36 protein-coding genes and 1 pseudogene are annotated in these 26,840 nt (G+C 60.3%); 29 read left to right on the forward strand and 8 right to left on the reverse strand.

Annotated elements, in window-relative coordinates:
- The first annotated feature begins 294 nt into the window (after positions 1-294).
- The 23 genes from BFP93_RS03205 (at position 295) to recX (ending at position 15,159) form a co-directional block, all read left to right on the forward strand.
- Positions 295-633, forward strand: a complete 339-nt coding sequence (locus BFP93_RS03205; protein ID WP_065886012.1) for a phage holin family protein — start codon at positions 295-297, stop codon at positions 631-633.
- Positions 634-652: 19 nt separating this feature from the next.
- Complete coding sequence (locus BFP93_RS03210; protein ID WP_065891917.1) at positions 653-1,168, forward strand: hypothetical protein; 516 nt, start codon at positions 653-655, stop codon at positions 1,166-1,168.
- A gap of 3 nt (positions 1,169-1,171) precedes the next feature.
- A complete protein-coding gene (locus BFP93_RS03215; protein ID WP_065886014.1) occupies positions 1,172-1,780 on the forward strand; it encodes a phage baseplate assembly protein V in 609 nt (202 codons plus the stop codon).
- A gap of 12 nt (positions 1,781-1,792) precedes the next feature.
- Positions 1,793-2,125: a phage baseplate protein gene (locus tag BFP93_RS03220; protein ID WP_065886015.1), complete on the forward strand. Its 333-nt coding sequence runs from the start codon at positions 1,793-1,795 to the stop codon at positions 2,123-2,125.
- Positions 2,122-3,117 carry a baseplate J/gp47 family protein gene (locus tag BFP93_RS03225; protein ID WP_065891918.1) on the forward strand — a complete coding sequence of 332 codons (996 nt, stop codon included), beginning with the start codon at positions 2,122-2,124 and terminating at the stop codon, positions 3,115-3,117. Before BFP93_RS03220 ends, BFP93_RS03225 begins: the two co-directional genes overlap by 4 nt.
- Positions 3,114-3,752, forward strand: coding sequence for a phage tail protein I (locus BFP93_RS03230; RefSeq protein WP_065891919.1), 639 nt, complete (start codon positions 3,114-3,116; stop codon positions 3,750-3,752). Before BFP93_RS03225 ends, BFP93_RS03230 begins: the two co-directional genes overlap by 4 nt.
- The gene (locus BFP93_RS03235; protein ID WP_065891920.1) at positions 3,749-4,291 is read left to right on the forward strand and encodes a phage tail protein; all 543 of its coding nucleotides are present in this window, start codon (positions 3,749-3,751) and stop codon (positions 4,289-4,291) included. Before BFP93_RS03230 ends, BFP93_RS03235 begins: the two co-directional genes overlap by 4 nt.
- Positions 4,292-4,371: 80 nt before the next feature.
- Positions 4,372-5,124, forward strand: a complete 753-nt coding sequence (locus tag BFP93_RS03240) for a hypothetical protein (protein ID WP_065886019.1) — start codon at positions 4,372-4,374, stop codon at positions 5,122-5,124.
- A 12-nt stretch (positions 5,125-5,136) separates the two neighbouring features.
- Positions 5,137-5,373, forward strand: coding sequence for a tail fiber assembly protein (locus tag BFP93_RS03245; RefSeq protein WP_065891921.1), 237 nt, complete (start codon positions 5,137-5,139; stop codon positions 5,371-5,373).
- Between the two features lie 86 nt (positions 5,374-5,459).
- On the forward strand, positions 5,460-5,633 hold the full coding sequence (locus BFP93_RS28795; RefSeq protein ID WP_176717546.1) for a hypothetical protein: 174 nt from the start codon (positions 5,460-5,462) through the stop codon (positions 5,631-5,633).
- A 2-nt stretch (positions 5,634-5,635) separates the two neighbouring features.
- Positions 5,636-6,802, forward strand: a complete 1,167-nt coding sequence (locus BFP93_RS03250; protein WP_065891922.1) for a phage tail protein — start codon at positions 5,636-5,638, stop codon at positions 6,800-6,802.
- Positions 6,802-7,308: a phage major tail tube protein gene (locus BFP93_RS03255; protein ID WP_065886021.1), complete on the forward strand. Its 507-nt coding sequence runs from the start codon at positions 6,802-6,804 to the stop codon at positions 7,306-7,308. The genes BFP93_RS03250 and BFP93_RS03255 overlap by 1 nt, the downstream gene beginning before the upstream one ends.
- Positions 7,309-7,359: 51 nt before the next feature.
- Positions 7,360-7,941 carry a phage tail assembly protein gene (locus BFP93_RS03260; protein ID WP_065891923.1) on the forward strand — a complete coding sequence of 194 codons (582 nt, stop codon included), beginning with the start codon at positions 7,360-7,362 and terminating at the stop codon, positions 7,939-7,941.
- On the forward strand, positions 7,938-8,063 hold the full coding sequence (locus BFP93_RS29085) for a hypothetical protein (RefSeq protein ID WP_256095160.1): 126 nt from the start codon (positions 7,938-7,940) through the stop codon (positions 8,061-8,063). Before BFP93_RS03260 ends, BFP93_RS29085 begins: the two co-directional genes overlap by 4 nt.
- 6 nt (positions 8,064-8,069) lie before the next feature.
- Entirely contained in the window at positions 8,070-10,292 is a 2,223-nt protein-coding gene (locus BFP93_RS03265) for a phage tail tape measure protein (protein WP_065891924.1), read from the forward strand.
- Positions 10,292-10,675, forward strand: coding sequence for a phage tail protein (locus BFP93_RS03270; protein ID WP_065891925.1), 384 nt, complete (start codon positions 10,292-10,294; stop codon positions 10,673-10,675). Before BFP93_RS03265 ends, BFP93_RS03270 begins: the two co-directional genes overlap by 1 nt.
- Positions 10,668-10,880, forward strand: a complete 213-nt coding sequence (locus BFP93_RS03275; RefSeq protein ID WP_065886025.1) for a tail protein X — start codon at positions 10,668-10,670, stop codon at positions 10,878-10,880. The genes BFP93_RS03270 and BFP93_RS03275 overlap by 8 nt, the downstream gene beginning before the upstream one ends.
- 9 nt (positions 10,881-10,889) lie before the next feature.
- A complete protein-coding gene (locus BFP93_RS03280) occupies positions 10,890-11,891 on the forward strand; it encodes a contractile injection system protein, VgrG/Pvc8 family (RefSeq protein WP_065891926.1) in 1,002 nt (333 codons plus the stop codon).
- Between the two features lie 22 nt (positions 11,892-11,913).
- A complete protein-coding gene (locus BFP93_RS03285) occupies positions 11,914-12,471 on the forward strand; it encodes a glycoside hydrolase family 19 protein (protein WP_065886027.1) in 558 nt (185 codons plus the stop codon).
- A complete protein-coding gene (locus BFP93_RS03290) occupies positions 12,459-12,959 on the forward strand; it encodes a lysis system i-spanin subunit Rz (RefSeq protein WP_065891927.1) in 501 nt (166 codons plus the stop codon). The genes BFP93_RS03285 and BFP93_RS03290 overlap by 13 nt, the downstream gene beginning before the upstream one ends.
- Before the next feature lie 81 nt (positions 12,960-13,040).
- Positions 13,041-13,541 carry a CinA family protein gene (locus BFP93_RS03295; protein ID WP_065891928.1) on the forward strand — a complete coding sequence of 167 codons (501 nt, stop codon included), beginning with the start codon at positions 13,041-13,043 and terminating at the stop codon, positions 13,539-13,541.
- Positions 13,542-13,624: 83 nt separating this feature from the next.
- Entirely contained in the window at positions 13,625-14,683 is a 1,059-nt protein-coding gene (gene recA / locus BFP93_RS03300) for a recombinase RecA (RefSeq protein ID WP_005785454.1), read from the forward strand.
- Positions 14,684-14,691: 8 nt separating this feature from the next.
- Positions 14,692-15,159 (forward strand): recombination regulator RecX, encoded by a 468-nt coding sequence (gene recX, locus BFP93_RS03305; RefSeq protein WP_065886030.1) that lies wholly within the window; start codon positions 14,692-14,694, stop codon positions 15,157-15,159.
- Between the two features lie 203 nt (positions 15,160-15,362).
- Here recX and BFP93_RS03310 read toward each other — a convergent pair whose 3' ends face one another.
- Together BFP93_RS03310 and BFP93_RS03315 are read right to left on the reverse strand one after the other, a co-directional pair.
- Entirely contained in the window at positions 15,363-16,475 is a 1,113-nt protein-coding gene (locus BFP93_RS03310) for an LOG family protein (protein WP_065891929.1), read from the reverse strand.
- Positions 16,476-16,770: 295 nt separating this feature from the next.
- On the reverse strand, positions 16,771-17,205 hold the full coding sequence (locus tag BFP93_RS03315; protein ID WP_065886032.1) for a PA3611 family quorum-sensing-regulated virulence factor: 435 nt from the start codon (positions 17,203-17,205) through the stop codon (positions 16,771-16,773).
- Positions 17,206-17,383: 178 nt separating this feature from the next.
- On the opposite strand from BFP93_RS03315, the gene BFP93_RS03320 reads away from it, so the two are divergent.
- The 3 genes from BFP93_RS03320 (at position 17,384) to BFP93_RS03330 (ending at position 19,444) form a co-directional block, all read left to right on the forward strand.
- Positions 17,384-18,103, forward strand: coding sequence for a tRNA-uridine aminocarboxypropyltransferase (locus tag BFP93_RS03320; protein ID WP_065891930.1), 720 nt, complete (start codon positions 17,384-17,386; stop codon positions 18,101-18,103).
- A gap of 251 nt (positions 18,104-18,354) precedes the next feature.
- Entirely contained in the window at positions 18,355-19,005 is a 651-nt protein-coding gene (gene erdR / locus BFP93_RS03325) for a response regulator transcription factor ErdR (protein ID WP_065891931.1), read from the forward strand.
- Positions 19,006-19,081: 76 nt separating this feature from the next.
- Positions 19,082-19,444, forward strand: a complete 363-nt coding sequence (locus BFP93_RS03330; protein WP_003189051.1) for a diacylglycerol kinase — start codon at positions 19,082-19,084, stop codon at positions 19,442-19,444.
- A gap of 3 nt (positions 19,445-19,447) precedes the next feature.
- On the opposite strand, the gene BFP93_RS03335 is transcribed toward BFP93_RS03330, so the two are convergent.
- Positions 19,448-20,374, reverse strand: coding sequence for a LysR family transcriptional regulator (locus tag BFP93_RS03335; protein ID WP_010212678.1), 927 nt, complete (start codon positions 20,372-20,374; stop codon positions 19,448-19,450).
- Positions 20,375-20,498: 124 nt separating this feature from the next.
- Between BFP93_RS03335 and fpr the strand changes: the two genes are divergently transcribed.
- Positions 20,499-21,278, forward strand: a complete 780-nt coding sequence (gene fpr, locus BFP93_RS03340; RefSeq protein WP_003189055.1) for a ferredoxin-NADP reductase — start codon at positions 20,499-20,501, stop codon at positions 21,276-21,278.
- Between the two features lie 117 nt (positions 21,279-21,395).
- On the opposite strand, the gene tsaA is transcribed toward fpr, so the two are convergent.
- The 5 genes from tsaA to rimO all read right to left on the reverse strand — a co-directional run bounded on the left by tsaA (position 21,396) and on the right by rimO (position 25,315).
- Positions 21,396-22,091 (reverse strand): tRNA (N6-threonylcarbamoyladenosine(37)-N6)-methyltransferase TrmO, encoded by a 696-nt coding sequence (tsaA, locus tag BFP93_RS03345; protein ID WP_065891932.1) that lies wholly within the window; start codon positions 22,089-22,091, stop codon positions 21,396-21,398.
- A 3-nt stretch (positions 22,092-22,094) separates the two neighbouring features.
- The gene (locus BFP93_RS03350; RefSeq protein ID WP_005785469.1) at positions 22,095-22,556 is read right to left on the reverse strand and encodes a DUF1456 family protein; all 462 of its coding nucleotides are present in this window, start codon (positions 22,554-22,556) and stop codon (positions 22,095-22,097) included.
- Positions 22,557-22,625: 69 nt separating this feature from the next.
- Complete coding sequence (locus tag BFP93_RS03355) at positions 22,626-23,336, reverse strand: rRNA pseudouridine synthase (RefSeq protein ID WP_065886036.1); 711 nt, start codon at positions 23,334-23,336, stop codon at positions 22,626-22,628.
- 67 nt (positions 23,337-23,403) lie between these two features.
- On the reverse strand, positions 23,404-23,871 hold the full coding sequence (locus BFP93_RS03360; RefSeq protein ID WP_065891933.1) for a GNAT family N-acetyltransferase: 468 nt from the start codon (positions 23,869-23,871) through the stop codon (positions 23,404-23,406).
- A gap of 103 nt (positions 23,872-23,974) precedes the next feature.
- Positions 23,975-25,315, reverse strand: a complete 1,341-nt coding sequence (rimO, locus tag BFP93_RS03365; RefSeq protein ID WP_065886038.1) for a 30S ribosomal protein S12 methylthiotransferase RimO — start codon at positions 25,313-25,315, stop codon at positions 23,975-23,977.
- A 154-nt stretch (positions 25,316-25,469) separates the two neighbouring features.
- On the opposite strand from rimO, the pseudogene BFP93_RS03370 reads away from it, so the two are divergent.
- Positions 25,470-25,885 (forward strand): annotated as a pseudogene (locus BFP93_RS03370) (hypothetical protein); the annotation flags it as partial.
- Entirely contained in the window at positions 25,858-26,829 is a 972-nt protein-coding gene (locus BFP93_RS03375; protein ID WP_065891934.1) for a hypothetical protein, read from the forward strand. The pseudogene BFP93_RS03370 and the gene BFP93_RS03375, both read left to right, overlap by 28 nt.
- Positions 26,830-26,840 lie beyond the last annotated feature (11 nt).

Here is a 26,840-nt window from a genome sequence, read left to right on the forward strand (position 1 = left end):
GCTCTTTAGTTTCACCCAGCTTCAAAAACAGGCAGCGATGAACCGGCCTTAACGGTTCAGAGGGTTGGCAACTGACCCGGGTGTGCAGCGTAAAGCACCAGAAGCAGTTATCCGGCAGACAGGGATCGTGGTCGGAAAAACATTCAGGAAAGGACCGTACCGCGCCAGTAGCGCCGAAAGTCCGAGGACATCATTACTGAAAAGCCCGGGCTACCGGGCTTTTTGGAATGCCTACCTATCGAAGTGTGTGTAATTGAAAAACGGACTATTCAGTGCTCAGCCAGGAGGCGTGACATGACAAACGAACAACAAGCGTTAGCGGAAATGCCTATCTGGCTGGTGATCATATTGGCCTTGGTCGGCGGCGTTTCCGGAGAGATGTGGCGCGCCGACAAGGAGGGCGCCCGCGGCTGGTCGTTGATCCGCCGCCTGGCGCTCAGGTCCGGCGCGTGCATGGTCTGCGGGGTTTCGGCCCTGATGCTGTGTTATGCCGCCGGTATGTCGATCTGGACTGCCGGCGCCATTGGTTGCCTGACCGCCATGGCCGGCGCCGACGTGGCCATCGGCCTGTATGAGCGCTGGGCAGCCAAGCGCATCGGGATCAATGAAGGGTCTCGTCAGGACCCGCAGTAACCGCAAGGACGCTACCCAAATGACCCTTATCGAAAAGCCATCCCAACTACCCCAGGCTATCGGCGCGGCGCTGCATGCGGCCTACCCGGACCTCAAGGTCGGCAGCCACCGGGACTTCCAGAGTGACCTGGAGAATACCGGCGTCATGATCACGGTTGAAGGCAACGGTCCGGGCATTCGCTCCCGCGAAGGGCGCAAAGCCCATGTCCTGGCCATTTCGCTCAGAGCCATGGTTGCCCCCGGCGCATTGCCGTTCGATGCCTGTGACCTGGCCAGCCAACTGATGGACCTGGTGCTGGACAACCGTTGGAACCTGCCTCAGTCCCAGTGCGATTTGCCGACGAATATGGTCGCCGCTCCTTCTATGGTTTCCACCGTAGCGACGGACTACGACACCTGGACTGTTTCCTTCACTCAAACCCTCTATCTCGGGCCCGAATTACTCAACGATCCTACGGGCCAAGCGCTATTTGCCTGCACCTGGGACGTCTTGAACATCGATGACCCCGATCAATACAGACCACTGGCGGAGTAGCCCATGTTCGACGCGCTGTTACGCATGCAACTGGGGCCAATCGTCGAGCGGCTGGCGGAGATGGAGGCTCAGCTGGAGGACTTGTACCGCCGCGCTGAAAGCTTCTGCCGGATTGGCGTTTGCCAACAGGTCGACGCCGCCAGCAATACCTGCCGGGTCAGCCACGGTGAGTTGCTCACGCCGGCCATCCGCTTTTTCAACCCCAGCGCCGGTGCGCAAACCGAAACCCGTATTCCGTCCGTAGGCGAGCAATGTCTGTTGCTCAACTACGGCGGTGGGGAAGGGGGGGCGCAGTCCGTGGCTCTTTTCGGCCTCAACAGTAGTCTCTTTCCGCCAGTCTCGACGGTTCCCTCGGTGACCCGACGGCGCCATCAAGACGGTACCCAAAGCGATTACGACGACGCCAGCCACACCTTCAACTGGGCCAACGGTCCGACGATGGTCACCGGTTCTCGCGAACAGGTCGACCTCAAGGTCGGCGCCGCCAGCCTGACCCTCAACCCGCAGGGCATAACCCTGCAAATCGGCGGCACCGCACTGTTGCTGGATGCCGGCGGTGCTCACTTCAGCGGCCCGGTGATAGACCACCAAGGTCGGGTCATCAGCCCCTGACAAGGACACTCCATGATTGGCATCGATCGCAACACCGGGGCGGCCGTCGATGACTGGCTGCAATTCGTCCAGCGCGCCACCCGAGCGCTGACCACGCCCATTGGCACACGGCAGAAGCGTCCGCTGTATGGCTCGCTGATCCCGCAGTTGCTCGGGCAGAACCTGGGCGACGACCTGCTGCTGCTCGCCCAGAGCCATGCCGCCCAGGCGTTCTACAACGCTCAGAACGGCATCGGTGACTTTCAGCCCCAGGTCATCGTCGCCACCCGCCAGGGCGCCGGCCTGCTGCTGCGCTTTGCCGGCACCTGGAAAAACCGCCAACAAACCTTTGAGGTCGTGACATGAGCATGCTGATCCCTGGCCAGAACCAACTGGCCGAGCCGGCGATTATCGCGGTTGACGAGTTCGAACCCTTGTTGGCCGAGTTCAAGGCCTTTGTGGTCGACTACGTTGCAGCGAGTGCGCCGCAGAGCGCGGCCAAACTCAAGGTCAGCCTCGACAACGAAAGCGAGCTGCTGACCCTGGCGCTGGAAGCTTTCTGCGTGCGCCTGCAAACCCATGAGCGCAAATACAATGCACGCATCAAGCAGATGCTGGCGTGGTGGGCCACCGGCAGTAACCTGGATGCACGGCTGGCGGATATGGGCCTGGAACGCCAGGTACTCGACCCCGGTGACCCTGCGGCTTTCCCGCCGGTGCCGCCGATCCTTGAAAGCGACGACGATGCCCGCCTGCGCTACTACCTGGCACCCCATGCTCCGGCGGCGGGTTCGCGGATGCAGTACCGCCGCGAAGTGTTCACCCTCGGCGAGCGGCCGGCGGTCAAGGTCCAGAGCGCATCGCCGGGCGTGGTGACCGTCAACTACACCTTCGATCCGGACGGCTATGCGGCCCAGGTCAAGGACGGTAACGGCCGACGCATCGCGCCCGGCGAAGTGATGGTCACCGTGCTGTCGCGTGACGGCGACGGTACCCCATCCGCCGAATTGCTTGACGGTGTGCGCCGACATTTCGCACGGCCTGATGTACGCCCGGAAACCGATCTCGTCACCGTCCAGGGCGCACAGATTCAACCCTACAAGATTCGCGTCATCGCCAGGATCAACGCCGGGCCAGACTCGGGTTTGACCCAAATGGCGGCGCAGCAACTGCTGCAGACTTACGCTGATTCCTGCCATCGCCTGGAAGGGCGCGTCGACCCGAGTTGGATCGACTACGCCATTCACAGTGCAGGGGCGGCGCAACTGCAAATCCTGGAACCGCTGGCGCCGATTGTCAGCAGCGCGTTCCAGGCCCCGTATTGCACGGGTGTCGAGGTGGAGGTGCGCACGCTATGAGTGAACCCAAAGCGAGTTTATTGCCGGCCAACAGTTCACCGCTGGAAAAGGCGCTGGATGCAGGGTTCGGCAAGCTGCTTGACCGGGTCGCACCGCCGTTTCCAGCGTTGATGAACCCGCTGCAAACCCCCAGCGAATTTCTGCCTTACCTGGCCGCCGACCGAGGTGTCAGCGAATGGGATGCCCAAGCCAGCGAATCGGAAAAGCGCCTGACCGTGGCCTTGTCCTGGCAGATCCAGCGCCAGGCCGGCACACCCAAGGCCTTGAGCCATGCGGTGGAGTCACTGGGGTTTACTCCCAACATCAGCGCCTGGTATCAGCAGCGGCCAACCGGTATGCCGTACACCTTTGACGTGCAGGCGATCATTGGGCGCAGTTGGTCCAGTGGCGACCACAACCGGCTGATCCGCCGTGTCAACGCGGCCAAAAGCGAGCGGGATCAGGCCACGATTACGATCGTGCATGAAACCGAAGGTCAGCTTGCGTTCACGCAAGTGCTTGACGCCCCTTTAAGCGACGGAGAGTTCTATTTAGATGGCGCGCTGCCGGAATTTTCGCTGGTTGCTCGGCTAAACAGTGCCGGGGTTGCCCAGCACTACACCATTAACGACTACGACCTCAGGGCGCAGCCATGACAGATGAAATCACGCGCCTGGTGCGCTTCACTTCCAAGGGTTTGGATGAAGTGCTGCAGGCCAGGAACCAGGGCCTCAAAGGCGAAATCACCCACATCGGCGCCGGTACCGGCCGCTACAACCCCGATGGCACGGAAGTGGCCTTGCGCGATGAGCGCCAACGGGTCGCCATTGTGGATTACGAAGACCTGGGTGAGCGCCAACTCAGGATGGCCGCGCTGTTTGACGGCGACGATGAGTATGAAATTGGCGAGTTCGGCTTTTACCTCGCCAGTGGGACCTTGCTGGCGGTGTATTCCGTAGCGGGGAAGTTGCTGACGTATAAAGCGGCGGCGGCTCGGGTACTGCAGAAGTTCACGCTGGATATTTCGCCGTTGCCGGCGGATAGCGTGACGGTAGTCGTGGGGACTGAGAGTCTCAATATTCTGCTAACTGAAGAGTTGGCTTCGTTGTCGGCTGCCAGCATCGACAGTATGTCCAGAGATATCGCCATACTCCTTCGGGTTATGAATCTGGAGGCGGAGACCCAGGTCGATTAGTGGTTGTTTAATTACCTTCAAACTTGGCTTGATTGAAGAGAGTCAGCCAACCGTTCAATGCACTACAAGGAGTTCAAACATTGAGTACTGAACAGCAACTGGCGGCCGTGGTTAGCGCAGCGAATGCGCTAACCAACGTCGTGACAGGGAAGATTGGCGAAATTGATAAGGCGCTAACGGACGCAAGGGCGAAATATGATGAGCAGCTATCCAGTTTGAATAGCCGCTTGCCTCGTCTTGCCGTGACGAAAAACTTTCATATGGAGCCCGATACCACTGGCAAACTGATTGATGGCTGGTATGTGCATAGCGAAGTCACCGCCACCAAAGTACGGACTATTACACAGCAGGCTCAATCTGCTGGGCGGCCGGACGCTGACGTTGAGTTTATGCGCCAAGTGGAGGCTGATGTGCGCGAGCAGTTTCCCGGGTTTGATATAAGGGCGGCAGGTTACTGGCGAAATCAGGTTAATGTTTGGCAAATGAAGTGGTCCGAAAACAAATCCATGACTTGGCTGGCGTTTCCCACATCGATCGATACGGGGCGCTTGAGCGGAACGACTCCTGTGCCGTTGAATAACTGCATGACGATGGGCGCTTTTGTTCGGGTCAATGAAGGCACCATTGAGGGGGCGTGGGCCACTGGTAATACGAAGGGCAAATGGCGCTGGTGCTCCGTGCTTCACATGCCTGACAACTTCTTCGCTAATTACATGCACGTTCACCCTGTCCGCGGTTCTGCAACGGGGACGGTTGAAGTGATGCTTGCCGGCGCCTGTACAGGCGTTGTCACTCGCCCCACCGAATGGGGAACCCTATTGGGTCTGGGTTAAGGAGAAATATTGATGAAACCAGAATTTGTACTTCCTGAAATTCACCCATTGATTAAATGGAAACTGATTCGCGCCGCGCGTGATGCTGACCTGTCATCCAGTGACTACGCGGCTATGCCTGATTATCCAATTGCGGACAAGGATCGCCCAGCATTTGTGGCTTACCGTCAAGGGTTACGTGATATCCCGGATCAGGGCGCAGATCCCGAGGCCTTAGTCTGGCCTGAAAAACCTACGTTCCTTAAGTAACCCCCACCGCGAAAGCGGTTTTTTTTCGCCTCCCCAAAGCCCCTCCCGCAGGGGCTTTGGCATTTCTCACCCGGAGAATTCTACCCATGCCCACGCGCCAAACCTACACCGTCCTCATCCCTTTTCCCATCGGTAACGGCCATTGGTCCACCGCTGGCGAGGAGCTTGAATTGCTGGACGTCGAAGCATCCGCCCTGCGCACCGCCGGCCGTCTGGAACTGACCAGCGTCCTCAACTCCACCCTCAAGAAGGCTGAATAATCATGGCTGAGGTTTTGAACTTCGAGCACAACGGCATCACCGTCAATGCCACCGAGTCGCCCGAGGCCATGGGTGGCCTGGGCGATAATGTCATCGGCCTGGTGGGCACTGCCCCCAATGCCCATGCATCGATCCCGAAAAACGCGCCGTTTCGTATCAACAGCTTCACCACCCAGGCGCTGCTCGACCCGACTGGTAGCGAGTCGGGCACCTTGTTCCAGGCGGTGTACCAGATCCTCAAAGTGGTCAAGGTGCCGGTCTACGTGGTGATTGTCGAAGAAGGCGCCACCCCGGCCGACACGCTCAACAATGTGATCGGCGGCAACGACCCGGTCACCGGTCGCAAACTCGGCCTGGCTGCCCTGAGCAGCGTGCCTGAAGACCTGACCATCATCGGTGCCCCGGGCTTCACCGGCACCAAGGCCGTGGCCGGCGAGTTCGCCTCCTTCGGCAAGCGCATCAAGGCCCGTGTGGTACTCGATGGCAAGGACGCTTCGGTCGCCGACCAAGTGACCTACAGCGGCGAACTGGGCGGTGCAGACCTGGGCTTCGACCGTTGCCTGCTGGTGCACAACATGCCGTCGGTGTATTCCAAGGCTGCGAAAAAGAACGTGTTCCTGTCGCCGTCCTCGTTGGCCATCGCTGCGCTGGCCAAGGTCAAGCAGTGGGAAAGCCCGGGTAATCAGGTGACCTTCGCCGAAGACGTTTCCCGCGTCGTCGAGTACAACATCCTCGACACCTCCACCGAAGGCGACCTGCTCAACCGTTATGGCGTGAGCTACTACGCCCGCACGGTGCTCGGCGGTTTCTCGCTGCTGGGCAACCGTTCCATCACCGGCAAATTCATCAGCTACGTCGGCCTGGAAGACGCCATCAGCCGCAAGCTGGTCAAGGCCGGCCAGAAGGCCATGGCCAAGAACCTCACCAAATCCTTCATGGACCAGGAGGTCAAGCGCATCAACGACTGGCTGCAAACCCTGGTGGCCGACGAAACCATCCCTGGCGGCAGCGTCTACCTGCACCCGGAGTTGAACAGCGTCGAGAAGTACAAGAACGGCACCTGGTTCATCGTCATCGACTACGGCCGCTACGCGCCGAACGAACACATGGTTTATCAACTCAACGCCCGCGATGAAATCATCGAGCAGTTCCTGGAGGACGTTCTCTAATGTTTACCAACCGAGTCAGACAGGCCATTGCGGCCACCCTCCAAGGCCTGCCGTTGTCGGCCACGGTCGATTCCTTTACGCCGCCGAAGATCGAGTTCGAAATGGACCCGATGACTGGCGGGCGCTTCATCGCCGAGGAGGTGGCCAAAAGCGCCAAGGTGATGGGCGCAACCCTGGTACTGCAAGGGGTGGGTGCAGAAGTGTTGCTGGCGCTTGGCGTCACGCGGGGCGATGACATCCTGTTGAACGTGCGCGAAGCCGGGCAGGATCAGGATGGCAAGACCTACTTCACCTACCACACCGTGGGCGGCAAGTTGAAGTCGCTGACCGAAACCGCGCTGACGATGAATGCCAAGCCCGTCACCACCCTGGAACTGTCCTGCCGTACCTATAACCGTCTGGAAAACGGCATTTCGGTGATCGATATCGACGTGCGTACCCAGAAGTTCGTGCTCAACGGCGTCGACATTCTCGGCGACGCCCGCCGCGCCGTGCTGATGCCGTAACCCCCCGGGGGCGGGTTCGCTCGCCCCCATACCTGATCAAGGAATCACCCCATGGCCTGGATGCCTGCGCTACACGTCCTGCTCTCCCCGATCACCGCCGACACCGGTGCCGTGATCGAGCAGATTCAACTCAAACCCTTGTTCTACGCGCCACAGAAAGAAGCCCTGGCGCGCGCTGGCGACGATGAAGATGAGCAGTTTTTCGAACTGGCCAAGCTCGCCACCGGCCTGTCGGAAAAAGAACTCGACCAACTCAAGCGCCCGGACTACGTCAGCATTGCGCAATACGTACACGAGATGTCGACCCAGCCTGCATCGTTTTTTCTCGATCAGGCCGATGTGCCGCGCCAATCGCTGACCAGCGAGCAGGTCGCGCTGCTGCTTCCCCTTCAGGCAAGCGGTCGCACGCTCACCCACGTCACCCTGGAAATGCCCGCCCTGCGCGCCACCAAAGTGATGAAAAAACTGCCCACCAACAAAGAACGTGCCGAGTTCATCACCGCCCATTGCGCCGGCCTGATGATTCCCGATCTCGCCGGCTTGACCGTGCCCGACTGGACCGAACTGCAGGGGCGCATCGACGATTTTTTAAACAAACCGGCGGACTTCTTTCGGAACGCGACATCGAAGTGATCCTCGATGTAGTACCGCTGGTTTACTCAGTAACCGAAGCGGAAATCCTCGACTGGGACGCCGGCAAGGCATTGCGCCGCTACGACATCGCGATCAATCGCCTTGGCGTTAAACAGGAGTAGAGCGGGATGGCAGACAGTAATAAAGGCGCTGAGTCAGCCATCGCCAGGGACGGCGTGATGATTCAGCGCTCACCCGAAATGGCCGGCGCACAGGCCAGCCTCAACCCCATCGCGCAAACCCTGGCGAGTCCGGCTGAGGCGGTGCCGGGAGGTGCCGCGAACCTGGTGTTGGCATTGGCCGATGCCAGCCTGCAGATCAACCATTTGGCTGAAGGTCAGGCGCGGCTTGTGGACACGCTTGAGCTGTTCAACGCCTCATTGCTCAAGATGATGGACGCCCGGCAAGCCGACGCCATCGAGGCGGCGGGCACGGGCGATACGAGCACCCGCACGGCGGCGCCTGCGGGTACGCCATCGCAGGCACTGGATGCCGCGATGACCGACCTGGACCAACTGCTGCACTTCGTCGGGCGTGAGCGCAAGTCAATGCGCGAAGCCAACCTCGCCATGGCGACCGAGCCCATGGTGGCGGCCAGCGGCGCGAGCGCGGTGGACCTGGCGAAGGTCGAGTACGTTGCGGCCAAGTCGGGTATCGGCAGCGAGCGAGTTGACGCGTCAGGCAATATCGACCAAGCCGGGCGCCAGGCAGACTTGCAGCAATTCGCCCGCGACGCCGCGATCATGGCGACGGCGTTCAAAATCGATGTGAAGCATGCCGGCGAACTCATCGGCGGATGGCGTGAGTCTATGCACCTTGACCGCGCCCAAGCGCTGGATTTGGCTGACGCGACAAATGTGCTGGGCAACGATGTCTCGCTCAAGGCCGAGTCAGCGGACATTGCAGCGATCGTGCAACGTCGCGGCGCCGCCGCAACGACTGCGGGCATGCTTCCCGAGCAGGCGGCAGCGCTTTCGGCGGTGTTGTTGAGTGCCGGTAACAGCAAAGGTGCTGCGGAGCTCGGGCTGGAAAAAATCAGTCTCGCCCTGGCCAAAGGCGACAGCGCTTCTCCCGCGCAGCGCAGTGCCTGGGCAGCGCTCAAGCTTGATCCCAAAGAGCTGGCCGGTGGCATGAAACAGGATGCCCCGCAGACCCTGGTTACCGTGCTGGAGGCCCTCAAGTCACAACCGGCTGAAAAGCAGGCGGCGCTGGCGGCGCAACTGTTCGACGGTAACCAGTCGATTCTGAGCCTGGTGCCGATTATTGACAGCGTTAAACACGCCTTTTCGCAGGTGGCCGAAACGTCCACCTACGCCACCTCGGCGTTAGGCGATCAAGGCTCTGTTCAGCGCGTTGCAGCGATTCGCGCCGATTCCTCCCAGGCTCGACGGCAGGCCTATGAGGCCAGTACCACGCGCTTGCAAACTGCCTCCGATGTGGCCCTGGCGCCCGCCGTGGATACCTCGCTGACAGCGATGACCGGTTTGGTCAACGGCGTGAGTGGCTTGGCTGAAGCGCTGCCTCACACCACCGCCGCCGTCACGGTGGCAGGGGCTGCACTGGGGGCTGTGCTTTCCGGCGTGTTCGATGCCGTGAAGGACAAGGTGTTTGAAAAGGTCGCGGGGAAAATTCTCCGCGAAGGGCCTGCCGCTGACCCTTCCGCCCGCCCGCAGCACACCCGGAGTGACGACACCCCTACAGGTAAACCCACGCCGGGTTCGGCGTCCGGTCCTGACCGGCCAAGCAAAACGGAGAAGGCCGGCAAAGTCGCCAGACAGGCTTCGTTGGGGTTGGTGCTGGCACAGGCCGGAGTTGATGTCACACAGGGCGCGCTGACGGGGAATCCGGGTCAAGCGCTGGGCTCCAGCGTGGGTTCGGTAGGCGGCGCCGTCGCCGGTGGCGTTGCCGGTGAGTTCGCCGGCATGGCGATTGGCCGAGCGGTCGGCACGCTTGCCGGAGCGGTGATCGGTTCGGTGGTGCCGGGTGCCGGTACGGTGCTGGGCGGGGTCATGGGCGGCGTCGCCGGTGGCGCGATCGGCAACGTGGTGGGCGGCGCCGTCGGTACGTTTGTCGGCAGTGACGTGGGGGCATGGCTTGCCGAGAAAGTAATGGGTTCCGGGGATCGCTTGCCGTCTCCCACGGATGTCAGCCACAACCTCAACAACCCCCAAGCCGATAACCGTCAAATCAATTTTGCCCCGCAAATCACTATCAACGCGCCGGAACAAGCCAGCTATCAGCAATTGGCGACACTCGTGGTGCAACAGATCGAAGCGCAATTTACGCCGCTGTCGATGGACAACCTGCTGGCGACGCGACGTGGCGCAGCACTGACCGATGGAGCTGTGTGATGCGACAACAGATGGTGTTGGGCACATTTATTTTCGGGCTGTCCCGCGGGTTCGCCTACGACAGCCTCGATCGTGGCAGCAGTGGTGGGTGGGTCAGCCTGGACATCATCGCCGGCAAACCCAAATCCAGCCAGGTGGGGCAGGGTCTCGAAACATTGGCAGTGGGCGGCAAGGCCGCGCGGGCCAATGGCATGCAACGCCTGGATGAACTGCGGGCCCTGCAGGACCTGCGCGTGCCGTTGCCTCTGGTGGACGGCCTGGGGCGCAACTGGGGGTTGTGGACCATCAAGTCGATCAGCGAAAAACAAACCAGCGTCATCGACGACGGCACCGCCATGGCGATTACCTGGTTGCTGGTATTGGAGGAGTTCGTCAATGCGTAGAGTGCGAAGTATTGCGGGCGATTCGGTAAACCTGCTGCTCTACCGAGAGCTCGGCCGCTGTGATGATGCTGCGGAGGAGGCGCTGTGGCGCTTGAATCCGGAGCTGGCGGAGAAGGGCGCAATATTGCCGGCCGGCGTCAGTGTGCTGGTGCCCGAACTGGATGCAAAACCTGTCGCGAGTCGGCCGGTTTCAGCCTGGGATTAAGGAGCGATCATGGCACTTGGATTCACACCGGTGGTGGAGCTTTACGGCGCCAATGCCGCCTTGTTCAACGAGCGGCTATTGGAGTGGGAGCATATTGACACGGCGGGATTTGTGTCCGACCAACTCAAGTTGACTCTCGACATCGAGGGCCTTGAAGGCCTGCCCGATCTGGGCGGGAAAGTCGGCTTGCGCGTCGGTTATCTGGAGTCCGGCCTGCTGGATAAGGGCATGTTCAAGATCACTCAGCGTAAGCCGTCGCTGTTCCCGATGCGCCTGGTGCTGGTGGCCACGGCGGCGCCGTTCGATGAGCATGGGTTCAAACAGCGCCGCACCGCCAGCCATGGGCCGACAACCCTGGGCGCACTGTTTCGTCAATTGACCAGTCGCTACGGGTTTTCCCCGCGTGTGGCGCCTGAGCTCGATGGCGAGCGGATCGCGCATATCGACCAGACCCACGAAAGTGACATGGCATTTCTGACCCGGCTGGCCAAACGCTTCGATGCAGTGGCCAAGCCTGTGGACGCGCTCTATGTGCTCGGGCGCAAAGGTCAGATCAAGTCCTTGTCGGGCAAGGCGCTGCCGGATGTGCGCTTGTCCGTCACCCGTGACAATCACCCGGGCGACCACGCCTTCATCAGCGCCACCCTTACCGAAACCAGTCGCGCCAAATATAAAGGCGTGCAGACGTCCTGGTGGGATGCGGCGGGCGGCAAAAAGCAGGTGGTAGAGCTGGGGATCGCACCGTTCAAGGTGGTGGCGCAGCGTTATCCAAGCGAGGACGAAGCGCGCTCGGCGGCGCAGGGCGAGATGCGCCGTGTGGGCCGAGAAGTACTGCAGATCGATGTGGTGTGCCCCGGTAACCCGTCGCTGGCCGCTGAGGGCTTGCTGCTGCTGGACGAGTCGTGGCCGGGCTTCATGCAGGGACGCTGGTCGATCAAGACGGTGACGGCCAGCGGTAAACGCACCGGCGGCTACCGAAGCACGATCCAGGCCAGTGGTTTGTCGGTGTAGACATTTTTTCAGAGTAGATCCCATGCAGATTACCCTTACCCAGCTTCTTGATGTGATGCCGGGAGCCCGCCTTCGAGCGGGCATTTTTTTGTCCCCGTTAAATGCAGCTTTCGTACGGTACGAGCTCAACAGTGCCAGGCGCATTGCCGCCTTCCTCGCCCAAATCGGTCACGAATCCGCCGAACTGCGCTACGTACGCGAACTGGGCAGCGATCAATACCTCAGCAAGTACGACACCGGCACCCTGGCCACCCGCCTGGGCAATACCCCCGAGGCGGATGGCGATGGCCAGAAATACCGGGGCAGGGGGCTGATCCAGGTCACGGGGCGGCGCAACTACCTGGCATGCAGCCAGGCACTGTTTGGCGATGAGCGCCTGTTGCAACAACCGCAATTGCTGGAACAACCGCAGTGGGCGTGTGAGTCCGCCGCCTGGTTCTGGCACAGCAACGGCCTCAACGAGCTGGCGGATAAAGATCAATTCACCACCATTACCCGGCGTATCAACGGCGGCCTTAACGGCCTGCAGGCGCGCGTGCAATTGTGGGAGAGGGCGAAGGCGGTGCTATGCGTTGGCTAGGCACGTTGCGTTGGGTCGGCGTTTGCCTGCTGCTTGCACTGGTGTGGCAAGTACAGGCCTGGCGCTATGGCGCGCAGCTGGAGCGTCAGGCGGCCGGGCAGGCGCTGGCGCTCAGCCAGCAACAGCAGGCCGCGTTCGAACAGCAACAGGCAGAACAACAAAAGCGCCTGGCCCTGGAGCGCCAACTCGCTGCCAGCGACCAACAACACACTCAGGAGTTGAGCGATGCCCAACGTCACCAAGCTGCTCTGCGCGACCGCCTGGCCACTGCTGATGTGCGGCTGTCAGTCCTTCTCGACGCCACCGATACCGCCGGCTGCACGCCAGTGCCAGCCGCCACCACCCCCGGCGGCGTGGTTCATGCAGCCCCACGCGCCCGACTTGACCCGGCGCATGCTCAACGAATTATCCGCATCACCGACGACGGCGATAACGCCTTGATCGCCTTGGGTGCCTGTCAGGCCTATGTGCGAGCCGTCACGCGTTAGTCTTTTGATGCACTCTGCAACTTGCATGGCCGATGGGCTGCTGTAGGGTAGGCGAACCCCCGCCCAATCCTGGAGACGACCGTGAAGGAAATCACTCAACTGGCTGCTGAACTGGGGCGCCGTTTGCAGGTGCTCAATGCCCATGTCACCACCGCCGAGTCCTGCACCGGCGGCGGTATTGCCGAAGCCATTACGCGGATTCCGGGCAGTTCGGCATGGTTCGAGGCGGGCTATGTCACCTATTCCAACCGCCAGAAGACCCGGCAACTGAATGTGTCGGAAAAGCTGTTTGCCAAAGTCGGCGCCGTCAGCCAGGAAGTGGTGGAAGCCATGGCGCGAGGGGCGCAGGAAAAAAGCCTGGCGCGCTTTGCCGTGGCGGTCAGCGGCGTGGCGGGCCCGGACGGCGGTTCGCCGGACAAGCCGGTGGGCACGGTATGGCTGGCGTTTGGCGTGGGCGATGAGGTCACGGCCGAACGTGCGCACTTTCCCGGCAACCGCGACGAGGTCCGTCGACAAACGGTAAAGGCCGCGCTCGAAGGCTTGTTGCGACGAGCTGCAGCAGAAATAGACAATCAGGGGTAGGCGATCTTCGATCTTTGTGGAACAATACTGTCTACTTATACAGGTGTTGGCCGTCAGGCCTTATTGATTACGTGAGGACTTTAATGGACGACAACAAGAAGAAAGCCTTGGCTGCGGCCCTGGGTCAGATCGAACGTCAATTCGGCAAGGGTGCCGTAATGCGTATGGGCGATCACGACCGTCAGGCGATCCCGGCTATTTCCACTGGCTCTCTGGGTCTGGATATCGCGCTCGGCATTGGCGGCCTGCCAAAAGGCCGTATCGTTGAGATCTACGGTCCTGAATCTTCCGGTAAAACCACCCTGACCCTGTCGGTGATTGCCCAGGCTCAGAAAATGGGCGCCACGTGCGCGTTCGTCGACGCCGAGCACGCCCTGGATCCTGAATACGCCGGCAAACTGGGCGTCAACGTTGACGACCTGCTGGTTTCGCAGCCGGACACCGGTGAGCAAGCCCTGGAAATCACCGACATGCTGGTGCGTTCCAACGCCATCGACGTGATCGTGGTCGACTCCGTGGCAGCGCTGGTACCGAAGGCAGAAATCGAAGGCGAAATGGGCGACATGCACGTGGGCCTGCAAGCCCGTCTGATGTCCCAGGCGCTGCGTAAAATCACCGGCAACATCAAGAACGCCAACTGCCTGGTGATCTTCATCAACCAGATCCGTATGAAAATCGGTGTGATGTTCGGCAGCCCGGAAACCACCACCGGTGGTAACGCGCTGAAGTTCTACGCTTCGGTCCGTCTGGATATCCGTCGTACCGGTGCGGTGAAGGAAGGTGACGAGGTTGTCGGTAGCGAAACCCGCGTTAAAGTCGTGAAGAACAAGGTGGCCCCGCCTTTCCGTCAGGCAGAGTTCCAGATTCTTTATGGCAAAGGCATCTACCTGAATGGCGAGATGATCGACTTGGGTGTGCTGCACGGTTTTGTCGAGAAGTCCGGTGCCTGGTATGCCTACAACGGCAGCAAGATCGGTCAGGGTAAGGCCAACTCGGCCAAGTTCCTGGCAGACAACCCGGATATCGCTGCCACGCTTGAGAAGCAGATTCGCGACAAGCTGCTCACCCCAGCACCGGACGTCAAGGCCGCCGCCAACCGCGAGCCGGTTGACGAGATGGAAGAAGCCGACACTGACATCTGAAGCAAACGATGACTGTTGTACTGGATACACTCGTCGCCGTTCGGCGCACTGCAATGGACCTGCTTGCTCGCCGCGAGCATGGTCGAGTCGAGCTGACGCGTAAATTGCGTCAGCGCGGCGCAGAGCCTGAAATGATCGAAACGGCCCTCGACCGGTTGACGGAAGAGGGGCTGTTGTCGGAGTCCCGATACCTCGAAAGCTTTGTGTCCTACCGCGCGCGGTCCGGTTATGGCCCAGCGCGGATTCGCGAAGAGTTGAGCCAGCGTGGCCTGCAACGTGCCGATATCGACCTTGCTTTGCGCGAGTGCGGTATCAGTTGGCAGTCGCAGTTGGAAGAGACTTGGCGGCGCAAGTTTGCTGGGCATCTGCCGATTGACGCCAGGGAGCGTGCGAAACAGGGGCGTTTCCTGAGTTATCGCGGGTTTTCGATGGATATGATCAGTCGCTTGTTAAGCGGCCGTGATATGGACGACTGAGCGCAAAACGAAAGCCTGACTGATCGTTCCCACGCTCCGCGTGGAAATGCATCCCGTGACGCTCCGCGTCACCATTGCGCAGGTGCCTGATTTTTCGCTGAAAGCAGGACGCAGAGCGTCCCGAATGGCATTCCCACGCAGAGCGTGGGAACGATCAAGGCCCACTATGAAAATAGTGGGCCTTTTTTTTCGCCTGCAAAAAATCACGCAGGCTGTGGCATCCCTCGCTGTTGCACTTCACCCTGAGGCTGCACCCAATTTTCCGGCAAGTTGATGTAGTCGACCAACTCGCGCAAACGCCCCTGGTCTCGGCCATTGAAGTTGAAGACCAGCCGCGTCAAATGACTGAACCTGGGGTCGTCGTGCTCTTGGCCTGTGTAGGCAAGCTGCTGGAATTCTCCGCTCAGTCGAAGGCTGGCAAACTCATCCTGCAAATGGGCCAGGGCTTGATCACTGAGCGGATGGTTCATACGCACCACGAATTCACGCTTGAGCCAGCGGGTTGAATGGAAGTTGGCATAAAACCGGTTGATCTCGTCCACGGCTTCTTCTGCGCTGTAGACCACGCGTATGAGCTTGAGGTCGGTCGGCAGGATGTAGCGGTTAGCCTCCAACTGGCTGCGGATAAAGTCCAGGGCGCCTTGCCAGAACCCGCCGCCTGGAGCGTCCAGCAGCACCACGGGTACCAGCGGGCTTTTACCGGTCTGGATCAGGGTCAGCACTTCCAGGGCTTCGTCCAGGGTGCCAAAACCACCCGGGCACAGAATCAGTGCGTCGGCTTCCTTGACGAAGAACAGTTTGCGGGTAAAGAAAAAGTGGAAGGACAGCAGGTTGTCGGTGCCGTCGATGGTCGGGTTGGCATGCTGTTCAAACGGCAGGGTGATGTTGAACCCCAGGCTGTGCTCCAGGCCCGCGCCTTCATGCGCCGCAGCCATGATGCCGCCACCGCCGCCGGTGATGACCATCAGGTCGGAACGTGCCAATGCCGCGCCGACCTCTCGAGCCAATGCATACAGGGGACTTTCTATCGGCGTGCGTGCGGAACCGAACACCGTCACCTTGCGTCGTCCCTTGAATTGTTCGAGCACGCGGAAAGCATGGTCCAGCTCACGGATCGCACGCAGGGTGATCTTGGCATTCCAGCGGTCACGGTCGTCCTGCGCCATGCGCAGGACCGTGAGAATCATATCGCGATAAAGGGGAATGTTCGGGCTGTTTGGCGCGACCAGCTGGAGCTGCGCGTCAACCTGCTGCGTGAGGTCGGTACCGTTGTGTTCAAAAAGATCGAGCAGGGAGGCATTCGATTCATAAGGCATTCAACTTTCTCCTTCTTCACAGGGCCTGGCCAGCCGACGCGTGTCGTCAGGGGGGCACGACACTGCATGTGTCGTTGCTTGCCGCAGGAGGGCAGGCCTCTTTTGCCCTGAAAGTATTACAGAACAGCAGGGAAGACTGCTCTGGCGGGCGCATGGGATGAGCTGATCATGGGCTGGAAAACCCTTGGCTGGCAACCGCTTATTGGTGATTGATCACGGCGTTCAGCTGCAGGCGGGCGCTGGAGCGGGGGAGTGGCGCGTCACCGGGCAGCAACGCGCAAGATGCAAGGCAGGGTTACTTTTTCTTCTTGGACGGAGCCGGGCAGTCGGCTTCGGCGAACTTGACCGATGCGACAGGACGGTTGGTCTTGTTCTCGGTGATTTCGTAGCGCATGACCGCGCCCTTCGCCATCAGCTCGCGGTAGCCTGGGTTGGTGCAGACACTGCGGCCCAATTGGAAATACACGGCCTTGGGGTTGGCGCGCATCTGCTCGGCGCGGTCTGGCTGCACGCTGAGATGATCGATCAGTTGCATACCTTCAACGGTGTAGGCCACTTCCAGGGTTTTCTCATCGATTTCCCGGGGCAGGTCCTTGTTGCTTTCGGTCGCGACGCTTTGCAGCTTACGGTTCATTTGAGCCTCCAGCAGCGAGGCCGCGTGGGCGCCCATGGGCAAGGCCAGCGCAATAGCGACGGATGGGGCAACGAGGCGCAGCATGGAACGCAGCATCAAATTCTCCTGATTCGGTTACTGGTGCATAGACCAGCCACTGCGCTGTGCGTTCAGTGGCGCGCAATTATAGGTGAGCGCCGGCCACTACAGCCAGGCGTATCGCTGGTAAACTGCGCCCACTCCAATTGCTTTCGAGTTATCCCGTGTCGATTGACCCGTTTCTGTGGCGTATCCAATGAGCCACGCTGTCTCCCGCTTGCGCACCCAGCGCCTGGCCCGGGCCGTCAGGCCGTTCCTGAATCGGGGATCGCGCGCCGAGCGGTGCACCGGCTGCCGAGTGATTCCCGAATACTGCCTGTGCGCGTGGCGACCAACGGTTCAGGCCAAATCGGCGATGTGCCTGTTGATGCACGACGTCGAACCGATGAAACCCAGCAACACCGGCTGGCTGATCGCCGATGTCATTGACGACACCAGCGCGTTTGCCTGGTCGCGGACCGAGGTCGACCCGGCTCTGCTCACCCTGCTCGCCGACCCGCAATGGCAACCGTACATCGTGTTTCCCGGGGAATTCGTGGCGCCTGAACGGGTGGTCAGCGTGGTGGATGCAGAGGAGGGCAAGCGCCCACTGTTCATCTTGCTGGACGGCACGTGGAGCGAAGCGCGCAAGATGTTTCGCAAGAGCCCGTACCTGGAGCATCTGCCGGTGCTGAGCCTGGCGCCGGAGCAGTTGTCACGTTACAAGTTGCGCCGTTCCAAGCGTGATGATCATTTCTGCACCGCCGAGGTGGCCGCGTTGTGCCTGGAGTTAGCCGGTGATCAGGCCGCCAGCGAAGTGCTGGACGCCTACCTCGATGTTTTCAGCACGCACTACCTGGCCGCCAAGTTTCAGTTGCCTGTGGATGAGACGGACATTGTCCACACACGTTTGGCGCCCTATATCCCGGCGGTATGACCCATCGACGTCTGCATGATGGCACCTTAATCACGCAACCCGCTAAAATCCCCATGGGCGTAGTGCTTGACCCCCCAGGCTGCGCTGGGCATGCTGGGCGCCGATTGGGGCGCTACCTTGGTTTTTCGACGTTGTTTTGCGTGTTTTTGACGTTGAGCGTGCCCCGTGGCGATGGCTGCCTGGCCGTTGCCTTGTGTACTGGTGAACCCTGAACCCATCAGGGCTCCCGTAAAAACAGGATCATTTAATCAATGGCCACATACGACATCCTGATAGCCGATGACCACCCGCTGTTTCGCAGTGCGTTGCATCAGGCCGTAACCCTGGGCCTTGGCCCGGATGTGCGACTGGTCGAAGTCGCCAGCATTGCCGAGTTGGAAGCCCGCTTGACCGAAAAATCCGACTGGGACCTGGTGCTGCTCGACCTGAACATGCCCGGCGCCTACGGTTTTTCGGGGCTGGTGCTGCTGCGCGGGCAATATCCGCAGATACCCGTGGTGATGGTCTCGGCGCAGGAAGAGGCTGACGTGGTGGTGCGTTCCAAGGAGTTCGGCGCCAGCGGCTTCATTCCCAAGTCCAGTGCGATGGAAGATATCCAGAAGGCTGTGCGCACGGTATTGGACGGTGATGTGTCCTGGCCACCGCAAGCATTTGAAGAAATCAACGTGTCCGAGGAAGCCAAGGCGGCCCGTGATGGCCTGGCCAGCTTGACGCCTCAGCAGTTCCGCGTGTTGACCATGGTCTGCGAAGGCCTGTTGAACAAGCAGATTGCCTACGAGCTGAGCGTGTCGGAAGCGACGATCAAGGCCCATGTCACCGCTATTTTCCGCAAGTTGGGCGTACGCACGCGCACCCAGGCGGCGTTACTCCTGCAACAACTTGAGTCAATTTCGCAGCATTAAGCTGTTACCGATTCACGCTTTTTTGACTTTGCGTGCTCTAGTTTTCCCACTCCTTTTGGTTCAGTTGCCTACATCTATGTCGCCTTTCAAGGGTCAAACCGGTATCAAACGTATTTTCAACGCAGGGGGCTATTCCCTGGATGGCCTGCGCGCGGCTTTCACCGGCGAGGCGGCGTTCCGTCAGTTGGTGCTGCTGAACGTCATCCTGATTCCGTTGAGTTTTTTCCTGCAGGTCAGCCGCGTCGAACGCGCATTGCTGATTGCCGTGTGCCTGTTGGCCCTGATCGTCGAATTGCTCAATTCAGCAGTGGAGGCGGCCATCGACCGCATCTCCCTGGACCGCCACCCACTGTCGAAAAACGCCAAGGACATGGGCAGCGCCGCGCAATTCGTGGCCTTGACCATGATCACGCTGGTGTGGGCGGTGATTCTGATCTGACGATCAGGCGATGCTCGGCAGTACGATTTCGTCGCTGCGCTGAACCCCGGCGGTAAACGCGCGGCACAGCTCCAGGAACTCGCGCATCGCCGAGGTCTGGTATTTCTGCTTATGCCAGATGAAGTAGAACTGCCGGGCCAGGTCCAAATCCGGAGTTTCTACCGGCACCAGGCTGCCACGCCGGAACGCATCGCGCAGTGCCAGCCGCGAAATGCAGCCAATCCCCAGACCTGATTCCACTGCCCGTTTGATCGCCTCGGTGTGTTCCAGCTCCAGGCGGATATTCAATGCGCTGCGATGATGGCGCATGGCCTGATCAAACGTCAGGCGCGTGCCCGAGCCTTGTTCGCGCAGGATCCACGCTTCATGGGTCAGCTCATCCATGCTGGCCACGCCACGTTTGGCCAAATGATGCTGGGGTGCGCAAAACACCACCAGCTCATCCTCCACCCAGGTTTGCACCTCGATGTCCGGGTGGCTGCAGTCGCCTTCGATTAGACCCAGGTCAATTTCGTAATGGGCCACCTGATGCACGATATGGGCAGTGTTTTGCACATGCAGTTTCACCTGGCTCTCGGGATGCTGCTGCATGAAGCTGCCGATCAACAGGGTCGCCAGGTAATTGCCGATGGTCAGGGTGGCGCCCACCGCCAGTGAGCCGAAGCCGGACTTGCCATTGAGCAGGTCTTCGATCTCCTTGGCCTGGTCCAGCAGCGCCACCGCCTGGGGCAACAGTTGATGACCGAGGGCGTTGAGGCTCAGGCGTTTGCCGGCGCGGTCGAATAATTGGCAGCTGGATTGACGCTCCAGCTCGGTGATCGAGGTGCTGGCGGCGGATTGAGATAAGGCCAGCAGGCCAGCAGCGCGGGACACGCTTTCCTGCTGGGCGACGGCGACGAAGACTTGCAGTTGACGGAGAGTAAATCGCATATCGATATAACCGATAACCCTTATCTTAATAATCCAGTTAACAGATATTGTCGCCGCCATTAGAATGCTGTGCAATTGCGCACTTCACATTTGGCGCAGACCCATTTCCAGGAGTCCCCCGTACATGAGCAACATGAACCACGAGCGTGTCCTCAGTGTTCATCACTGGAACGACACTCTGTTCAGCTTCAAGTGCACCCGCGATCCGGGTTTGCGCTTCGAGAACGGTCAGTTCGTGATGATCGGCCTGCAACAGCCCAATGGCCGCCCGCTCATGCGCGCTTACTCCATTGCCAGCCCGAACTGGGAAGAGCATCTGGAGTTCTTCAGCATCAAGGTGCCGGATGGCCCGCTGACTTCCCAGTTGCAGCACTTGAAGGAAGGCGACGAGATCATCATCAGCAAAAAACCGACAGGCACCCTGGTGCTTGACGATTTGAAGCCGGGCAAGCATCTGTACCTGCTCAGCACCGGTACGGGTCTGGCGCCATTCATGAGCGTGATCCAGGACCCGGAGACCTACGAGCGCTTCGAAAAAGTGATCCTGTGCCACGGCGTGCGTTACGTCAACGAAGTCGCCTACCGCGAGTTCATCACCGAGCACCTGCCGCAGAACGAATTCTTCGGCGAGGCGTTGCGTGACAAGTTGATCTACTACCCGACCGTGACCCGCGAGCCGTTCGAAAACGAAGGTCGCCTGACCGACCTGATGCGCAGCGGCAAGCTGTTCAGCGACATCGGCCTGCCACCGATCAACCCCGAGGACGACCGCGCCATGCTGTGCGGCAGCCCGAGCATGTTGGACGAAACCAGCGAAGTGCTGAACAGCTTCGGCCTGAAGGTTTCGCCACGCATGCGTGAGCCCGGTGACTATCTGATTGAGCGTGCGTTCGTCGAAAAATAAACGCGATCAAAAAAATGTGGGAGGGGGCTTGCCCCCGATTGCGGTGGATCAGTCACAGATGAGTTGACTGACACACTGCTATCGGGGGCAAGCCCCCTCCCACATTTGGGTTCCGGTTTATCCAGCAGGCACCACTTCCAATACGCAAATCATCCCTGCCTCGGGATAGTGCCAACGTACATCCACATCCCAGAACTGCACACCGTATTCGCGCTCTGGCCCAGGCGTCTGGTACGCCGGCCGTGGATCTTGCGCCAGGCACTGGTCAATCAGCTCCACCAACGGCTCACCCAGACGCTGGGCATGGCCCTGCGCCTGTTGCAGCGCGGTCTTGAGCCACTGCACGCCAATCAGCGGCGGCGCACCGCTGGCGATGCTGTTGGTCGCCGTATCGACGATATCGGCGTACGGCACATACGGCTTGATATCCAGCACCGGCGTGCCATCGAGCAAATCGATTCCGGAAATCCACAGCCGGCCCGCTTCCACCTTGTCCAGCTTGACCACTGACTGGCCAATCCCGTTGGGGCGATGAGTCGCTCGGGTCGCAAACACGCCCATGGACGTATTGCCGCCCAGGCGCGGCGGTCGCACTTTAAGGCGTGGCGTGTCTTCGAGCGCCTGGTGAAACAGAAACAGCAGCCACACATGGCTGACCTGCTCCAGTCCCTGCACCGCCTCGCCGCCATCGAACGGCGCTGCCAGCTCCAGCACACCACGGGCGGCCGGGGCCAGTTGCGGTTGACGCGGGATGGCGAACTTCTCCTTGAAGCAGGAGCGTACGAAGCCGATGGGCGAGACCTGATAACTCATGGCTTACGCACGGACCCGCAGCGTCAGACCCTTGAGGAAGTTGCGCAACAACTGATCGCCACAGGTGCGGTAGTTGGTGTGGCCGAACTTGCGGAACAGCGCGCTCAGCTCGGGCTTGGACACCGGGAACTCGGCGGCCTTGAGGATGGCGTGCATGTCGTCTTCCTTCAATTCGAAGGCCACGCGCAGTTTTTTCAGGATGATATTGTTGGTCACCGGGGTTTCGATCGGCTGCGGCGGACGGCTTTCATCCTTGCCGCGCTTGAAAATCACCAAACCGTCGAGGAAATGCGCCATCACCTCATCCGGGCAGAACACAAAGCCTTCTTCCTCATCTTTCTTGAGGTAGGTGAGCAGGTCTTCCTTGGTCACGTCCATGCCGCCGAGCTTGATGATCTCGACCATCTTGTTATCGCTGATGTCGAGCATGTAGCGCACGCTGCGCAGTACGTCGTTGTGAATCATGGTGGGCAATCCTGGTTTTCAGCGGGTAGACACCGCCCAATCAGGCGGTGTCGGGAAAAGGGTAACGGCCTAAAACTTCTCTTTGCCGGACAGGTAACGCCACTGGCCCACCGGCACCTTGCCAATGGACACGCCGCCAATACGGATGCGGCGGATGGCGACGACTTTCAGGCCAACGGCTTCGCAGAACAGCGCGATAACGCCTGGCTGCGGATTTTTCAGCGCAAAGCGCAGGCGGTTTTCATTCTGCCAGCTGGCTTTCACGGCCGGCAGCTCCTTGCCTTTGTAGGTCAGGCCGTGGTTCAGGCGGTTGAGGCCGTGGGCGACCATGTCGCCTTCGACTTCCACCACGTATTCCTGCTCGATCTTGGCCGCATCGGCGGTCAACTTGCGCAGGATTTTCCAGTCCTGGGTGAACACCAGCAGGCCGCTGGCCTTGGCTTGCAGGTCGGCGCTGGCGGTCAGGCGCAGGAAGTGGCCTTTTAGCGGGCGCTTGCTGAAGCGGTGTTCTTCCGACAAGGTTTCGGCGCTGATCGACGCCATGGCCGTCTCGGCATCCATCCCCGCCGGGGCGTGCAGCAGGATGGTCACCGGTTCCGGCACGGTAGCCTTGGCGTCGGGGTCCAGCTCGACCTTCTGGGTGGTGACCTTGAACTGCGGTTCGTCGATCACTTCACCGTCCACCGAGACCCAGCCGCCTTCGATAAACAGCTCAGCCTCCCGACGGGAGCAACCGACCAGTTCGATAAGGCGTTTGGAGAGGCGTATGGGGTCAGTCATGACAAGGGCCGTAACAAAAGGGGGCGGCTATTGTACCTGCCTGGCGCCGGTTAATCCCGGCCCCATTTCAGCCACTGCGTATTTGCTGCTGGCGCAGGCGCAGATGCAGCAACGGATAGGGCTGGCCCAGGCCATCGTGCTCCGTGCGTCCGATCACCTCAAAGCCTTGCTTGAGGTAAAAACCCAGCGCCTGCGGATTCTGCTCATTCACATCCAGCTCATCGGCATTCATGCAGTTGATCGCGTAGCGCAGCAATTGCTGCCCCAGGCCCTGGCCACGGTGCAGCGGATCGATAAACAGCATTTCCACCTTGCCCGCCGCTACGCCGGCAAACCCAGTGATGCGCTGGCTCGAATCCTTGGTACACACGAGCATCACTGAATCCAGATAGCGCGTCAGCACCAGCTCTTTGAGCAACACAATGTAACTTTCCGGCAAAAAGTCATGAGTGGCGCGCACCGAGGCCTCCCAGATCCTCGCCAGCTCGGGGTAATCGCTATTGTTGGGGGTGTGGATAACCGAATGCTCACGCATGCCTGCGGTCTCTTTTTTAATCAGGTAACAATGGGCAAAACGATAGACCTAAAAAAGCCCCGCATCTTGTCCAGAAGCAGGGCTTTTTCAATTTTTTACAGCTTTAGTCGCGCTTTTGCGCCCACAGGTCGTATTCGTCGGCATCGGTCACGGTGCACCAGACCTTGTCGCCCGGCTTCAAACCGCTGGCATCGTCGATAAACACGTTACCGTCGATTTCCGGCGCATCGAAGAAGCAACGGCCGACCGCGCCTTGCTCGTCGACTTCGTCGATCAGCACTTCGATTTCCTTGCCGATACGCAGTTGCAGGCGCGCCGAGCTGATCGCTTGCTGGTGCGCCATAAAACGCTCCCAACGGTCCTGCTTGACGTCGTCCGGCACCACGGCCAGGTCCAGCAGGTTGGCCGGCGCGCCTTCGACCGGCGAGTACTGGAAGCAGCCGACGCGGTCCAGCTGGGCTTCGGTCAGCCAGTCCAGCAGGTACTGGAAGTCTTCTTCGGTTTCACCGGGGAAGCCGACGATAAAGGTCGAACGGATGATCAGTTCCGGGCAGATCTCGCGCCAGTTCTTGATCCGCGCCAGGGTCTTGTCTTCGAAGGCCGGGCGTTTCATGGCCTTGAGCACTTTGGGGCTGGCGTGCTGGAACGGGATGTCCAGGTACGGCAGGATCTTGCCGGCGGCCATCAAGGGAATCAGCTCGTCCACGTGCGGGTACGGGTAAACGTAGTGCAGGCGCACCCACACGCCCAGGCTGCTGAGCGCTTCGCAGAGTTCGGTCATGCGGGTTTTCACCGGCGCGCCATTCCAGAAACCGGTGCGGTACTTCACGTCGACGCCGTAGGCGCTGGTGTCCTGGGAGATCACCAGCAGCTCTTTCACGCCGGATTTGACCAGGCGCTGGGCCTCGTCCAGCACATCGCCCACCGGGCGGCTGACCAGCTTGCCGCGCATCGACGGGATGATGCAGAAGCTGCAGCTGTGATTGCAGCCTTCGGAAATCTTCAGGTAGGCGTAGTGACGCGGCGTCAGCTTGATGCCTTGCGGCGGCACCAGGTCGATCAACGGGTTGTGGTCCTGGCGCGGTGGCACCACGGCGTGCACGGCGTTGACCACCTGTTCGTACTGCTGCGGGCCGGTCACGGCGAGCACGCTTGGGTGGACGTTGCGGATATTGCCTTCTTCCACGCCCATGCAGCCGGTCACAATGACCTTGCCGTTTTCCTTGATGGCTTCGCCGATCACTTCCAGGGACTCCGCCTTGGCCGAGTCGATGAAACCACAGGTATTGACCACCACCACGTCCGCGTCCTGGTAAGTGGAGACGACGTCATAACCTTCCATGCGCAGTTGCGTGAGAATGCGCTCGGAGTCGACCAGAGCCTTCGGGCAACCCAGGGAAACAAAGCCAACCTTGGGGTTGGCTTTTGCGATGGTGGTGGACATGTCTAACCTCGGTATCGAATGACGCCGCCACCGTGAAGGGCAGGCAGCGGACGGGCGCTTGGTGCGCCTCTGATCAAAAAGTGCGCAATTCTAGCGGCGGGCAGCGCACTTGACCAGCTTTATGCGGGGAAATGCGACGAGCGCTGTGCCGGGCCTGGGCATCGTCTTAATCCAAATCAGTCAACGCTTCTGTTTGCGCTTTGACGTCCGGGATCGGCCTTCCTCCGGCGTAAGGCCACCGTTTCTTTTCAGCCTGGCCGCTGGCTACCAATCCATGGACAGCCTGGCCCGGGTTTTCAACATCCCCGACTTTATTTTATCTGGCAGCAGCAGGGTGACGGGGAGGTGTTCGTGGGCAGTTGGGCCAACAGCTTCTTTGGCGTCCGCTCGCCGTTGCAGCTGCCGGTGGAATTGTTCGACGACTACCAGGGCAATCAAAGCGCGATGATTGCAGCCCTTCCCGGGTTGCGACCAGGCGCAACAATCAACCACGGCGAGCGCATCACCAGCGTGGCGCTCATCGAAAACCAGATGGCCATCCGATGGACGACGCAATCCGCCGCAGCGTAGAACGACAATTTCCCGAACTCACCGGCGGTTATCACCTGCCACGCTTCGCCCGCTTTGTCGGTGTGGCCGACGCCCCGGCCGGCGCCGGTATCTGTGACGACTTCCGGCCGCGCTATGCGGTCGACATCGAGGTCATGGGGCCGGACGGCGAGCCAGACACCAAGCTGCTGATCCTGGCCGGTGTGCCTCTGCCGCTGCCCACCGGCGGCGAGGAAATGGGCATCTACGCGTTCCCCGAGGAAGGCACCCAAGTCGTGGTGTGCTTTGCCTACGGCCTTCCGCACAAGCCCTATATCCAAACGATCCTGCCCCACGGCCTGAGCATGCCCAGCGTGCCGAAGGGTGACCAGGTGTGGCAGCACAGCGAGGCCTGCCAGCAGCGCGTCGACGCTGACGGCAACTGGCTGCGCCAAACGGACGGCAAGATCCGCGACAAGGCGATCGAGCGCGAAGTAGAGGCGATGGGCAACACGGAGACGTTCCAGAACCACACCACGACGGTGGGAGACCATTCAACCGAATCGGTAGGGGGCATCAAGACGCTTGAAGCCCTGGGTGCGCTCAAGCTGCTGTCGGGCGGATCTGCGAGCCTGGCTGCGGTGGATGATCTGCATCAGGCGACCGGGCGAGACTTGAACCTGGTGGTGGGGCAGAAGCATAACGCTACGGTAGGTGACGACATGGAGGAAAGGATTGAAGGAGTGCGCAAGAGTATCTCGGCGGTCAGCCAGCGGTTGATTGCGCCCAAGACCTGGCTGGGGTCCGAGGATACCAATGTGCTGCAGGTGTTATGCGATTTGCTTGTTCTGGTACAGCATATGAACACTCAGCTCGCTAGCCATGTACATGGAGCAAGTCCAAATCCTAACAACGCTGCTGCCTTCATGGCTTCAGAGGAGGTGTCCGCGCAACTAGGTGTTAGGTTGAAGGCTATAACTTTGTAGGTGGATTAGTG

The organism is Pseudomonas sp. 44 R 15 (assembly GCF_900004965.1).
Lineage (GTDB): Bacteria > Pseudomonadota > Gammaproteobacteria > Pseudomonadales > Pseudomonadaceae > Aquipseudomonas > Aquipseudomonas orientalis_A.